Source organism: Micromonospora musae (assembly GCF_003626545.1).
Lineage (GTDB): Bacteria > Actinomycetota > Actinomycetes > Mycobacteriales > Micromonosporaceae > Micromonospora > Micromonospora musae.
The window spans coordinates 85756-98435 of the sequence record NZ_RAZS01000015.1; the positions used below are offsets into that span (position 1 = coordinate 85756).

Here is a 12680-nt window from a genome sequence, read left to right on the forward strand (position 1 = left end):
AACGTGGGCAAGTCGAACGGCTCCGCCTATCAAGGAAAGATCAACATGAACCTCGTCTCGATCCGCATCATCACCGGCGACATCGCGCGCCTCGTCGACTTCTACGAGCGGGTCACCGGAGTGCAGGCGGACTGGGCCACCGAAGACTTCGCCGAGCTGCGGACCGCCTCCGGCACCCTCGCGATCGGCAGCACCCGCACCGTCCCGCTCTTCGCGCCCGGCTCCGCGCGCCCGGCCGACAACCACTCCGTGATCATCGAGTTCCTCGTCGACGACGTGGACCGGGTGCATCAGAACCTGACCGGTTTCGTCGAGGACTTCGTCAACGAGCCCACCACGCTGCCCTGGGGCAACCGCTCGCTGCTCTTCCGTGACCCGGACGGCAACCTCGTCAACTTCTTCACCCCGGTCACGCCGGCCGCCATCGAGAAGTTCGCTCGCTGACCAGAGCGCAAGAACTCGCTGAGCAGAGCGCAAGAAGCAGCGGGTCGTGCCTACAACGTCGGCCGCCTTCGCGCGTGGCCGCGACGGACCGCGGTGACCAGCCCGGCCCAGAAGAGCACCTCGAGTGCGACCAGCACCACGACCACTGCTGTCTCAAGCATCGGACGCCTCCGTAGCTCTCGTACCTCCGAGTCTATCGACGGTCGGGCCGCAGCGCTCCGGGTCGAGCCTTGCCGGCCGCTGCCGGCGTTGACCGCGGGTGCGCAGAGTTGGCACCATCCGCCGGGTGCGGGTACACGACGAGATTCGGGCAATGGTCGACGCGATCGTGCCGGTGGACGAGCTGGAGGCGCAGCACCGCGCGGAGTGCCGCGCCTGGCTGGCCGGGACCGAGGACATCTTCCGCCGGGCGAAGCCGCGCACCCCGTCGCCGCACCTGGTGGCGTACTTTCTCCTGCGCGACGAGACGGACGGAGGCGTCCTGCTCGTCGACCACCGCAAGGCCGGAATGTGGCTGCCCAGCGGCGGCCACGTCGAGCCCGGGGAGCATCCGGCCGAGACGGTACGCCGGGAGGTGCTGGAGGAGCTGGGAGTCCCGGCGGTCTTCCACCCGCGCTTCGGGGAGCGGCCGGTCTTCGTCACCGTCAGCCGGACGGTCGGCCCGCCGGAGGAGCAGCACGTCGACGTGAGTCTCTGGTTCGTGTTGAGCGGCGACCGGGGTCAGGAGCTTCGTCCCGACCTCGGCGAGTTCCGCGGCGTTCGGTGGTGGTCGCCGGAGGAGGTGGCCGCCCCGGCGTCCGTCGAACCGCACCTGAACCGGGTGCTGGGCAAGCTGGCGGCCCTTCCGGTCCGGTAGGCGGCCGACAGCTGTCGCCGGCGGCGGGTCGGGCCCGCCGCAGCCGGCCCGTCGTAGCGCCGGTCGTCCGAGAGGTCGGGGCGATTGCACCAGGACGGCACGATGATCGCGTGCTTGCTGTGCTCACCCGGCTGAACACCCCGCCCTGGCGAGCGGTCGGCTGCGTCCTGTTGCTGGTGGTCGGCGGGCTCCTGCTCTGGCTGCCGATCCACACCCAGAACAAGCTCGACGAATGGGCCGTCGAACTGCGGGCCGGCGGAGAGCCGGCGCAGGCGATCATCTACGACCGGACCACGAAGGGTCGCGGCAAGACCACCATGTACTTCCGCTACGACCTCGGCGGCCGGACGTACGAGCAGGAGGTCCCCTGCGTCGAGGTCTGCCGGTCGTACGGCGACGAGGTGCGGATCTGGGTGAACCGCGCTGATCCGAGTGATTTCGTAACCGACTTCGAGCAGCTCAGTGGGCATCGCGGCCGGCTACAGGGCGTGCTGGGGGCAGCCGGCTTCGCAATTCTGCTCCTGGGGGTGCTGCTGACACTGTCCCGAGTTCCCTGGCGGCGCTGGTTCCCGGGGCGCAGGCCACCGCGGCGGGCCCGAACAGCCGTCCGCGGTGCGTTCACGAGCAGGTCCAAGCACAAGCGGCGCGCCGGACGTTGAGCGCGGAGCGTGTCCGGTCAGACCGTCAACTCGAGGACGTGCCTGATCCCGGGGCGGCCGCTCAGCACGACCTCGCCGACGGGACGAAGCCGGTGCGCCGCAGCACCCCGAGTGAGCCGGCGTTCTCCAGCGCGGCCGAGGCGTACAGCCGGTGCAGCCCGTACCCCTCCCGGGCCAACGCGCAGACCCGGCGGACGGCGTCGGTGGCCACTCCGCGACCGGTCACCCGCTCCGCCACCCGGAAGCCCAGATCCGCGCTGCGGTCGGCGGAGACGTCGACCAGATTGAACCGACCCAGCACCGACCCGTCGGCGTCGACCAGGACGTGGAAGTGGCACAGCCCGGCGGCCTGCTCGGCGAGCAGTTCGGCCTGGCGGGTGGCGAACCCCGTGAAGTAGTCGTCGCCCCGGTCCGGCACGGATCGGGCGAAGAACTCCCGGTTGTCTCGCTCGAAGTCGAGCAGCGCGTCCGCGTGGCCGATGGTCAGTAGCTGAAGCTCGGGCACCGCGCCAACCTAGCCGCCGGTCCGATCCGCGTCACCGGTTTATCGGGCGAACTCCGGGGCGGGAGTGGCGAGCGGATCGGTGTCGCGTCGGGGCACCATGGCCAGGGCCAGCGCGAAGAGCGCGCAGCCCGCCCCGACCACGAAGAAGAGGGAGAGCGCGGGCTGGCCGAGCCACTCCCAGAGCGGATGCCACACCGGGTGCGGTTCGTCGCGGTGGTGCCCGAGCAGCTGCGGCGCGGCGAGCAGCACCGGTGCCCACCAGAACAGCATGGTGACCGCGTAGAGGACGGTCACGCCGTTGGCGGCGGGGTGCGGGTGCCGCGTCCGGCGGCTCGCCCAGGCGAAGACCAGCCCGCCGAGGAGGGCGCCGACCAGGCCACCGCCGATGCCGGCGGGCAGCACGGCGGGCGGGGTGTCCCGGTACACGGCCACGGTGAGGTGCGTGCCGTCGATCGACGGGTTCGCGAGCCAATGGATGTCGACGCCGGTGTCGTCGCGACGCGCGACGACGCTGACGTTGTCCGGCCCGCCGGCCGGCGTGCAGCCACCGCCGGCGCGGCAGGTCAGCTCCGGCGTGACGTGCGGCGGGAACGTGCGCCAGCCGGTCTCCCGGAGCCGGCGTTCGGCGAGCGCCACCATCTCCTGCTGGGCGGCGCGGGGCGCGGTCCGGACGGTCGCCACGGACGAGCCCTGCTGGTACTCCCCGCCGTCGAGGAGGAGCAGGGACTTCAGATTCCGGGGACGCAGCGGCTGGCTGTAGAAGGTGAAGAGGGCGGCCCCCGGATCGATCTCGTTGACCTCGTACCCCGGTAGGAGCTCGGCGACGAGCGCGGTGGTCTCGGCGGCGTCCGGCAGCGGCCGCGCCGTGTGCCAGGCGCCCCAGGTGGCGAGCGCGGCGCTGAAGAGGCCGCAGATCAGGGCCGTGAGCGCCGCCCAGACGATGACGGTACGACTCTCCGGTCGGCCCAGGCGTTCGCGCATGCCGGACGGTATATCGATGATCAATATGGGGTCAAGGGATCACCGGTGGCGCGGCTAGGCTGCGATCATGCGTATTGGCATCGTGATCCTCCCCGACCAGCGCTGGGCCGAGTCGCAGCGGCGCTGGCGGCAGGCGGAGGAGTGGAGCTTCGACCACGCGTGGACGTACGACCACCTGGGCTGGCGTGACCTGGTCGACGGCCCCTGGTTCGACTCGATGGCCACGCTCACCGCGGCGGCGACCGTGACGTCGCAGATCAAGCTCGGCACGCTGGTGGCCTCGCCGAACTTCCGCCACCCGGCGGCCTTCGCCCGGCAGATCACCGCGCTGGACGACATCTCCGGCGGCCGTACGCTGCTCGGCGTCGGCTCCGGCGGCATCGGCTTCGACTCGGCGGTGCTGGGTGGGGAGACCCTGCCCCCACGGCAGCGGGTGGACCGGTTCGCGGAGTTCGTCGAGCTGCTCGACCTGGTGCTGCGGGAGGACGGCGCGACCTGGCGCGGCGAGTGGTTCTCCGCAGTCGACGCCCGGAACAACCCCGGCTGCGTGCAGACCCCGCGCGTGCCGTTCGTGGTGGCCGCGAACGGGCCGCGCTCGATGCGGCTGGTGACGCGCTTCGGCGAGGGTTGGGTCACCACCGGCGGTGGCGAGGAGGAGCTGGACGCCTGGTGGGCCGGGGTCGCGAAGCTCTCGGCCCGGCTGGACCGGGCGCTGGACGAGGCCGGTCGTGACCCGGCGACCCTGGACCGCTACCTCTCGATGGACGCGGCCCCGGTCTTCTCGCTGAGCAGCGCCCAGTTCTTCGCCGATCAGGTCGGGCGCGCCGCCGACCTGGGCTTCACCGACGTGGTGACGCACTGGCCGCGCGCCAGCAGCTGGTACGCGGGCGACGAGGAGACCCTGGTGGACGTGGCCACCCGGCTGCTGCCGGAGCTGCGCCGAGCCTGAGCCGTGCCGGGGCGGACAGGCCTGAGCCGCGCCGGGGCGGCCGGGCCTGAGCCGCGCCGGGGCGGCCGGGCCTGAGCCGTGCCGGGCCTGAGCCGTGCCGAGCCTGAGCCGGTCCGGGGCGGGCGGGCCGCTCAGGTGCCGAGAACTCCGTCGTCGGTCGGCATGAGGCGGAAGCGCACGCAGACCACGTCGGTGTCGTCCGTGACCGGGGTGCCGAGGCGGGCCCAGTACGCGGCGTGACCCGAGCGCCAGTCCTCAAGCGAGAGGTCCCCCTCGCCCTCGGAGCGGGCGAAGTCCCAGCCGACGTCGGCGAAGCGGAGCACCTCGACGCCGGTGACCTGTACGAGGCCGACCAGGCGGTCGTCGTCGTCGACCAGCACCAGCCGCTCGCCGACCCGCTCCAGCTCCTCGCCCTCCTCGGCGTACTCGCTGAGCAGACCCGCGGTCGCCGTCTTCACGCCGGCGAGCACCAGGCCGTTCAGGGTGCTGCGCAGCTCACCGGGGGTGCCGAGGGCGAGCGTGCGGAGTTCGCCGATCCGAGGCCACATCCTGCCGAGGCTAGGCGAGGGTGGTTCGCCGTGCCGCTGGTTTTCCCCGGAGGCCCCGGCGCGGTCGCAGGCCGGCCCCGGACCGCTGCGCTCGGGGCTACGGTGACGGGGGTGGCAGTCGACGATCAGGAGGCGACCATGGCGGAGCGACGCGCCGTCCTCATCCCCGGCATGGGGTACGACACCCGGGCGCCGTTGTTCGCGTACGTCGGGGAGTCGCTGCGCCGGGCCCGGTTCGAGCTGCACGAGATCAGTTGGGAGTACCCGGCCGGGCTCACCGACGAGCAGCGTGGCCCGTGGGTGGCGGAGCGGGTCCTGCCGACCCTGACCGAGCCGGCCGACCTGTTGGTGGGCAAGTCGCTCGGCAGCCTGGCGGCTCCGGTGGCCGCCGATCGGGCGCTGCCCGCGATCTGGCTGACCCCGCTGCTGCACCTGCCCGAGGTGGTCGACGCCCTGCGGCGGGCGGAGGCCCCGTTCCTGCTGATCGGCGGCGCGGCGGACCGGACCTGGGACAGCGTGGCGGCCCGCCGGCTCACCCCGCACCTGGTGGAGATCCCGGAGGCGGACCACTCGCTGATGTTGCCGGGGCCGCTGGTCCGCTCGGCTGAGGCGCTGGGCCGGGTCTGCACCGCTGTCGAGGAGTTCGTCCAGGTGATCTGGGCGGCGTAGGACGCCCGCTCGGCGGCGGCCTCGGTCGGTGCGCCGACGGCCGGCTCGACCGGGGTCAACCGTGCAGCTCGGCGCCGGTGACCAGCCCGCGTATCCGCAGCTCGGCGGCGGTCTCCGGGGTGCAGTCGACGGCGACGGCGGCGGTGCCGACGGGCTCGGCCCCGCGTGCCGCGCAGATGTCGTAGAGGGCGCGTACCTGCGCGCCGGTCGCCACCCAGTCGTCCACCACCAGCACCCGGTCGCCGGGGTCGAGGTGCCGCTCCCGGACGGCCAGGTCGACCTGGCGGCCGCGGAAGTCCGGCGGGCTCTGCGCCCAGGTCAGCGCTCCGGCGGGCAGCCGCCCGTCGCCGGGCTTGTGCGCCGGTACGAAGCCGACTCCGAGCGCGGTGGCGGCGAGGGGGCCGACCAGCAGGCCGGTCACCGCGGGGGCGAGCACCACGGTGGGACGGGCGGCGCGGAACGGCGCCACCAGGGCCGGCCCGAGCCCGGCCAGCACCTCCGGGTCCCGCCACCAGCCGGAGACGTCGCTGACCAGGTGTGTCGAGCCCGGCCCCGGGTCGATCCAGCGGAACAGCTCGATCAGGCGTTCCCTCAGCTCGGCGGGCATCTGCCCATCCTCCGGCAGCGGCCCGGGCGGCGGTGGAGCGGGTCGGCGGCCGGGGTGCGGAGCGGCTCGGCCGGGCCGGGAGAGCCCGGCCGCCCGGTGGATCACGGGTCGGATGATCGGCTACACGTATACCCGCAATTACGGGCATACCACCATGATCACGTTGACTTCGGAAGTACCTCTCTCGTTACGGTCCGACCCGGCTTGCTCAGCGGACGAAAGGACCGGGCTGGTGACTGGTAGGCACTCCCGTACCCGCAGGATCTCCTCACCGGCCGGTATCGCGGCGACGGCGGCGCTCGGCGTCGCACTCGCCGTCGGGGGCGCCTTCGGCGCCGTGCACCTGACCTCGGGTACGGACGCCCGTCCGGTCGCCATCGAGCTCACCCCCAGCGCCCTGCCGACCAGCGCGGCGCCCAGCTCGCCGGCTGCGTCGCCGAGCCCCAGCAGCACGCCGAGCGCCACCGCCAGCCCGACGCCGACGCGTACCCAGGCGGCCTCCCGGGGCAAGGCGCGGACGGCCGCCCCGAAGCCGACGGCGAAGAAGACCACGCCCGCGCCGAGCGTCCTGCAGAGCGGCTCCTGCGGCGCCTCCTTCTACTCCGACGGCCAGCTGACCGCGAACGGGGAGAACTTCAACCCGGACGCGTTGACCGCGGCGCACAAGACCCTGGCGTTCGGCACCAAGGTCCGGGTGACCAACCCGGAGAACGGGAAGTCCGTCGTCGTACGGATCAACGACCGTGGCCCCTTCGTCGACGGACGCTGCCTCGATCTGTCCCGGGCCGCCTTCGCCGACATCGCCTCGCTCGACGTCGGCGCGATGACGGTCCGTTACGAGGTGCTCGGCTGAGCGGGTGTTCGGCGGCGATACGGCCGACGTCACGACCCGGCCGGACAGAACCTGCTCGGACGACGGGCCAGGTTCATTCACCCGTTCACGTCGATCAGGCATGCTGTCCTTCGTACGTACGCATCCCTTCCAGTCGGGCCGCGGCCCGCTGAGCCCCGGATCCCGCGCCGGTCTCGGCGCGGCTGTCGTCCTGCTCATGATCGTCTCGGCGGTGGAGCTGGCGGACGGACGCGCGGCGCACTACATCGCGCTGATGGTGGCCGCGCCCTTCCTCGCCGCCGCGCTGGCGTCCTGGCGGGTGGTGCTGGGGGTCGGCGTCGCGGCCACCGCCATCGGAGCCACGTTCGCGGCCACCGCCATCGGCACCGCCGACGCCGCCTGCGACAAGTCCGTCTCCCTGATGAACGGGGTGAACGTGGCGGGCATCGCGCTCGCCACCGGGATCGCGGCGGCGGTGGCCTCGGTGCGGCAGCGGCAGGCCGAGCGGATCGCCGAGCTCTCCAAGCTCGCGGCGGTGGCCCAGCAGGCGGTACTGCGCCCGCTCGGCCCGCAGGTCGGCACGCTCTCGGTCGCCGGGCGCTACATCTCGTCGACCGCCACGGCGGAGATCGGCGGTGACCTGTACGAGGCGCTCGATACCCCGTACGGCGTCCGCATGATCATCGGCGACGTGCGCGGCAAGGGGCTGGACGCCGTCCGGCTGGCGAGCATCGTGCTCGGGTCGTACCGGCACGTGGCGTTCGAGCGGGCGGACCTGCGCGCCGTCGTCGCCGACCTGGACCGGGCCGTCGCCCGCAGCGTCGGTGACGAGGACTTCGTCACCGCCGCGATCGTCGAGGAGCGGGGCGGGACGCTCACCATCGTCAACTGTGGACATCCGCCGCCGCTGCTGCTCCGGCGGGGCGCGGTGATCCCGCTCGAACCGCCCGCGCCGGCGCCCCCGCTCGGGTTCATGCCGGCCGTGCGGCCGAGGGTCGAGCGGCTGGAACCCGGGGACCGCCTGCTGCTCTTCACCGACGGCCTCGGTGAGGCGCGCCGCGACGGGGAGTTCTTCCCGACCGCCGACCGGGCCTGGCGGCTGCTGGGCCACGGCACCGTCGCCGACGGGCTCGCCTCGCTGGAGACGGCCCTGGTCGAGTGGGTGCACGGCCGCCTCGACGACGACATCGCCCTGGTCCTGATGGAGTACACGGGTGCACGCACCGGGGCGGGCGCGGCCGTGCCGAGCTGGGAGGTCGGCGCGGCCGAGAGCTGACGCCACCGGCTCCCGGCGACGGGCGCCCCGACCGCCGCCGGGGCGCCGCTCGCGACTGTGTAATCGCCGTCACTTCGGTGATCGGCTTGTCGCTGTCTACTTGCCGGTAATAGAGTCGGAGTTACTGATCGGTAACACCTGTCCGGAAGCGGGGCCAGTGAGCATGACCCACTACAAGAGCAACCTGAGGGATCTCGAGTTCAACCTCTTCGAGGTCTTCGGGGCGGACCGGGCGTTCGGCCAGGAGCCGTACTCCGAGCTCGACGCCGACACCGCGCGCAGCATCCTCGCCGAGGTCGACCGCCTCGCCCGGGAGGACCTGGCCGCCAGCTACACGGACAGCGACCGCAACCCGCCGGTCTTCGACCCGGCCACCCACACCGCCCCGCTGCCGGAGTCGTTCAAGAAGTCGTACCGGGCCTTCATGGAGTCGGAGTTCTGGCGGCTCGACCTCCCGCCCGAGCTCGGCGGCACCAACGCGCCGCGCGCGCTCTGGTGGGCGCTCGCCGAGCTGGTGCTCGGCTCCAACGCACCGGTCTGGATGTACGCCTCCGGCCCGTCCTTCGCGCACGTGCTGCACGTCGAGGGGACCGAGCGGCAGCGGACGTGGGCCAAGCTCTTCGTCGAGAAGCAGTGGGGCTCGACCATGGTGCTCACCGAGCCGGACGCCGGCTCGGACGTCGGCGCCGGGCGTACCCGGGCCGTCCAGCAGCCGGACGGCTCGTGGCACATCGAGGGCGTCAAGCGCTTCATCACCTCGGGCGAGCACGACCTGACCGACAACATCGTCCACTACGTACTGGCCCGCCCGGTCGGCGTCGAGGGCGTCGGTGGGCCGGGCACGAAGGGCCTCTCGCTCTTCGTGGTGCCGAAGTACCACTTCGACGAGGAGACCGGCGAGCTGGGCGAGCGCAACGGCGTCTACGCCACCAACGTCGAGCACAAGATGGGCCTGAAGGTCTCCAACACCTGCGAGCTGACTTTCGGCGAGCACGGCGTACCGGCCAAGGGCTGGCTGATGGGCGACAAGCACGAGGGCATCCGCCAGATGTTCATGATCATCGAGTACGCCCGGATGATGGTCGGCACCAAGGCGATCGCCACCCTCTCCACCGGCTACCTGAACGCCCTCGAGTACGCCAAGAACCGGGTCCAGGGCGCCGACCTGATCCGGCAGACCGACAAGGCCGCGCCTCGGGTCACCATCACCGAGCACCCCGACGTGCGGCGCTCGCTGCTGCTGCAGAAGTCCTACGTCGAGGGACTGCGTGCGCTCGTCCTCTACACCGCGACCTGGCAGGACCGGGTCGCCACCGCCGAGGCGGCCGGTGACGAGAAGGCCACCAAGCTCGCCAAGCGGGTCAACGACCTGCTCCTGCCGCTGGTCAAGGGGGTCGGCTCGGAGCGGGCGTACGAGCTGCTCGGGCACGAGTCCCTGCAGACCTTCGGCGGCTCCGGTTTCCTCCAGGACTACCCCTTGGAGCAGTACGTCCGCGACTCGAAGATCGACACCCTGTACGAGGGCACCACGGCGATCCAGAGCCTCGACCTGGTCTTCCGGAAGATCGTCCGGGACAACGGGCGGGCCCTGGCGACGGTCGCCGGTGAGATCCAGGACTTCATCACCTCCGAGGGCGGCAACGGGCAGCTCAAGGAGGAGCGGCAGGCGCTCGGCAAGGCGCTCGCCGACGTCCAGACGATGCTCGGCGTCATGACCGGCTGGCTGGGTGAGGCGCAGGGCGGCGACGCCCGGGCCCTCTACAAGGTCGGGCTGAGCAGCCGGCGGTTCCTGCTGGCGATCGGTGACCTGGTCGTCGGCTGGCTGCTGCAGAAGCAGGCCGAGGTGGCGCTGCGGGCGCTGAACGGTGAGCTCTCCTCCGCCGACCGGGCGTTCTACACGGGGAAGGTGGCGGCCGGCCGGTTCTTCGCCCGCGAGGTGCTGCCCCGCATCGGTGCCGATCGGCGGATCGTCGAGAACGCCGATCTGGACATCATGGCGCTGCCGGAAGAGGCGTTCTGAGAGGTACACAACGGACGGCCGCACCCATCGCGGTTTATGACCGGCACGACGGTCGGCGGGGACGATCCCGCCGGCCGTCGGCGTCGTAGGGGCCTTCCGGGCGGCCGGCCGTGTCGGCGACGGGGCCGGGGCTCGGCAGGCATTCGGCGATCCCGGCCGGGTAGCCCATAGCCGTGGCGGGTAACCGTCCCGAGACCACGTCGGAACACGCCCGAACCCATCGCACGGGGGAGTCCAGCGGACATGGGCATTGGTAGCGGCATCTTCCTGATCGCGGTCGGCGCGATCCTGACCTTTGCCATCAGAGCCAACGTCTGGTGGGTCGACCTGCGCGCGGTCGGTTGGGTGTTCATCCTGGCCGGGCTGACCGTCCTGCTCACCACGCTCTGGTACTGGCAGGATCGGCGCAAGCGGGCACGAACCCTCATCGTCGAGGAGAACCGGCTCTCCCATCCCACCGCGATGATGCCGCCACCTCCCGACCCGCCGCCGCCCACCGCGCCGCCCTCCTGAGCCGTGCAACGCCGAGCCACCCGCCCATCCGGGCGGGTGGCTCAACTTCGTGCCGTGTACCGGCGGGAGAGGGGTGCGCCGCCGCGGTCGAGCTCCGCCCACCGGGCCGGGCCGTGGTGCACCGCGAGCTCCGTGGTCCGCAGCTCCTCCGCGTCGCCCTGTCCCGGATCGAGCAGCGCGGAGAGCAGCGATACGCCCGGATTGTGGGCGATCAGCAGCACCGTGCGAGCTGCCGGGTCCACCCGACGGACCAGCGCCAACAGGTCATCCGGGTGCGCCTCGTACGCGTCCGGCTCGTACTGGACGTCCGGGCGGGGACCGGCGGTACCGCCCTCCGGCGGCGAACCGGTCATCCCCATCGCGACGCCGTGCCACGTCTCCCGGGTGCGCCGGGCGGTCGAGCAGAGCACCACGTCCGGCAGCAGCCCGTGCTTGGCCAGCCAGGCGCCGGCTGACTCGGCGTCGGCCCGCCCGCGGGTGCTGAGCGGCCGGTCCGCGTCGGGGCCCTCCTCGGACTGCTCGGCCTTCGAGTGGCGCAGCAGCACCAGTGTCCGTTCCCCGGCGTACGCGTCCGTCATGCCCTCAGCTTGCCCGATTGGCGATCACGGTGCCGGGGTAAGTCGATGGATGCCGCAACCTCACGAATGGCCGCGGCGGAGGCTATCGCCAGCTGAGAGCCGAGGAGGCGACCGATGGGCATTGGTGGCAGCATTTTCCTGATCGCGCTGGGTGCGATCTTCGCGTTCGCGGTGGAGGCCGACCTCGGTTGGCTCGACCTCTCCGTGGTCGGCTGGGTGCTGATGCTCGCCGGCGTCGCCCTGCTGCTCGTCACCCTCTACTTCTGGAACAGTCGGCGGCGCACGGTGGTCGCGGCCGGCCCGGCCCGGACGGAGCGGGTGGTGACCGACCGGGTGGTGCCGGCACAGGACGGCCGGGTCGTCGAGGAGTACCGCGAGGTGCGTAGGCCCGGCCGCACCATTTGATCCGCCGCACCGCGTTCGCAGGGCCCCACGACCCCCCCCGGGCCCTGCGAACGCGGTCAGGCGAAGAGCGCGAAGTAGATCGCGATGTGGTGACAGATCGCGGCGAGCAGCGTGCAGGCGTGGAAGAACTCGTGATGCCCGAAGACGGTGGGCCAGGGGTTCGGACGACGCAGCGCGTAGAAGACGGCCCCGACGCTGTAGACGGCCCCGCCGACGAGCAGCAGCACCAGCGCGGCCACCCCGCCCTCGTGCAGGATCTGCGGGAGCATCGCCACCGCCACCCAGCCGAGCGCCAGGTAGAGCGGCGCGGAGACCCAGCGCGGAGCGTGCGGCCAGATCAGCTTGAGCGCCACGCCCGCCAGCGCACCGCCCCAGACCAGTGCGAGCATCACCGTCGCGGGGCGCGCCGACAGGAGCAGGACGCAGAACGGCGTGTACGTGCCGGCGATGAACACGAAGATCATCGAGTGGTCCATCCGGCGCATGACCTGGTAGCCGCGCTCCGACCACACTCGACGGTGATAGAGCGCGCTGGTGCCGAAGAGCCCGCAGACGGTCAGGCTGTAGATGAGGCAGCTGACCAGCGGTGCCCAGCCGGGACGGGTCGCGGCGATCGAGCAGAGCACGATGCCGCAGACCACGGCGACGAAGAACGCGTACGTGTGCAGCCAGCCGCGCATCCGGGGCTTACCGATGTCGACCGGCTTGAGCCGGGGCGGTGCGGAGGTGGTCACGCGAACAGGTTACGGCACCGTAGGTTACTTGGAGGTAGTGCGCCTCGTCACGCCGATTCATCGACGATGATGGGTACCCGGAACCCGGCCCGGTGGGCCAAGAT

At 72.1% G+C, this 12680-nt stretch carries 16 protein-coding genes; 10 read left to right on the top strand and 6 right to left on the bottom strand.

The window, feature by feature from the left end; all coding sequences use genetic code 11:
* Positions 1-3: 3 nt before the first annotated feature.
* From D7147_RS29720 to D7147_RS29730, 3 genes are all read left to right on the top strand, one after another.
* The gene (locus D7147_RS29720; RefSeq protein ID WP_233563568.1) at positions 4-444 is read left to right on the top strand and encodes a VOC family protein; all 441 of its coding nucleotides are present in this window, start codon (positions 4-6) and stop codon (positions 442-444) included.
* A 286-nt stretch (positions 445-730) separates the two neighbouring features.
* The gene (locus D7147_RS29725; RefSeq protein WP_233563569.1) at positions 731-1300 is read left to right on the top strand and encodes an NUDIX hydrolase; all 570 of its coding nucleotides are present in this window, start codon (positions 731-733) and stop codon (positions 1298-1300) included.
* Positions 1301-1410: 110 nt separating this feature from the next.
* A complete protein-coding gene (locus D7147_RS29730) occupies positions 1411-1959 on the top strand; it encodes a hypothetical protein (protein ID WP_233563570.1) in 549 nt (182 codons plus the stop codon).
* Between the two features lie 61 nt (positions 1960-2020).
* Here the strand turns inward: D7147_RS29730 and D7147_RS29735 are convergent, their stop codons facing one another.
* A complete protein-coding gene (locus tag D7147_RS29735) occupies positions 2021-2464 on the bottom strand; it encodes a GNAT family N-acetyltransferase (protein WP_233563571.1) in 444 nt (147 codons plus the stop codon).
* A gap of 39 nt (positions 2465-2503) precedes the next feature.
* Complete coding sequence (locus D7147_RS29740) at positions 2504-3445, bottom strand: hypothetical protein (protein WP_120683634.1); 942 nt, start codon at positions 3443-3445, stop codon at positions 2504-2506.
* Positions 3446-3512: 67 nt separating this feature from the next.
* Between D7147_RS29740 and D7147_RS29745 the strand changes: the two genes are divergently transcribed.
* Positions 3513-4394 carry an LLM class flavin-dependent oxidoreductase gene (locus tag D7147_RS29745; protein ID WP_120683636.1) on the top strand — a complete coding sequence of 294 codons (882 nt, stop codon included), beginning with the start codon at positions 3513-3515 and terminating at the stop codon, positions 4392-4394.
* 131 nt (positions 4395-4525) lie between these two features.
* On the opposite strand, the gene D7147_RS29750 is transcribed toward D7147_RS29745, so the two are convergent.
* Positions 4526-4942 carry an ASCH domain-containing protein gene (locus tag D7147_RS29750; RefSeq protein ID WP_120683638.1) on the bottom strand — a complete coding sequence of 139 codons (417 nt, stop codon included), beginning with the start codon at positions 4940-4942 and terminating at the stop codon, positions 4526-4528.
* Positions 4943-5053: 111 nt separating this feature from the next.
* Between D7147_RS29750 and D7147_RS29755 the strand changes: the two genes are divergently transcribed.
* Positions 5054-5611: an alpha/beta fold hydrolase gene (locus D7147_RS29755; protein ID WP_233563572.1), complete on the top strand. Its 558-nt coding sequence runs from the start codon at positions 5054-5056 to the stop codon at positions 5609-5611.
* Positions 5612-5666: 55 nt separating this feature from the next.
* On the opposite strand, the gene D7147_RS29760 is transcribed toward D7147_RS29755, so the two are convergent.
* Positions 5667-6218 carry a phosphoribosyltransferase gene (locus tag D7147_RS29760; RefSeq protein WP_120683640.1) on the bottom strand — a complete coding sequence of 184 codons (552 nt, stop codon included), beginning with the start codon at positions 6216-6218 and terminating at the stop codon, positions 5667-5669.
* A 232-nt stretch (positions 6219-6450) separates the two neighbouring features.
* On the opposite strand from D7147_RS29760, the gene D7147_RS33600 reads away from it, so the two are divergent.
* The 4 genes from D7147_RS33600 to D7147_RS29780 all read left to right on the top strand — a co-directional run bounded on the left by D7147_RS33600 (position 6451) and on the right by D7147_RS29780 (position 10859).
* The gene (locus D7147_RS33600) at positions 6451-7071 is read left to right on the top strand and encodes a septal ring lytic transglycosylase RlpA family protein (protein WP_233563573.1); all 621 of its coding nucleotides are present in this window, start codon (positions 6451-6453) and stop codon (positions 7069-7071) included.
* 100 nt (positions 7072-7171) lie between these two features.
* Positions 7172-8326, top strand: coding sequence for a PP2C family protein-serine/threonine phosphatase (locus D7147_RS29770; protein ID WP_120683642.1), 1155 nt, complete (start codon positions 7172-7174; stop codon positions 8324-8326).
* Positions 8327-8489: 163 nt separating this feature from the next.
* On the top strand, positions 8490-10346 hold the full coding sequence (locus D7147_RS29775) for an acyl-CoA dehydrogenase (protein ID WP_120683776.1): 1857 nt from the start codon (positions 8490-8492) through the stop codon (positions 10344-10346).
* Positions 10347-10589: 243 nt separating this feature from the next.
* Positions 10590-10859 carry a DUF6458 family protein gene (locus tag D7147_RS29780; RefSeq protein ID WP_120683644.1) on the top strand — a complete coding sequence of 90 codons (270 nt, stop codon included), beginning with the start codon at positions 10590-10592 and terminating at the stop codon, positions 10857-10859.
* Positions 10860-10900: 41 nt separating this feature from the next.
* Here the strand turns inward: D7147_RS29780 and D7147_RS29785 are convergent, their stop codons facing one another.
* A complete protein-coding gene (locus D7147_RS29785; RefSeq protein ID WP_120683646.1) occupies positions 10901-11437 on the bottom strand; it encodes a SixA phosphatase family protein in 537 nt (178 codons plus the stop codon).
* A gap of 114 nt (positions 11438-11551) precedes the next feature.
* On the opposite strand from D7147_RS29785, the gene D7147_RS29790 reads away from it, so the two are divergent.
* Complete coding sequence (locus tag D7147_RS29790; RefSeq protein ID WP_120683648.1) at positions 11552-11842, top strand: DUF6458 family protein; 291 nt, start codon at positions 11552-11554, stop codon at positions 11840-11842.
* A 56-nt stretch (positions 11843-11898) separates the two neighbouring features.
* On the opposite strand, the gene trhA is transcribed toward D7147_RS29790, so the two are convergent.
* Positions 11899-12576, bottom strand: a complete 678-nt coding sequence (gene trhA, locus D7147_RS29795; protein WP_120683650.1) for a PAQR family membrane homeostasis protein TrhA — start codon at positions 12574-12576, stop codon at positions 11899-11901.
* Positions 12577-12680: the final 104 nt, after the last annotated feature.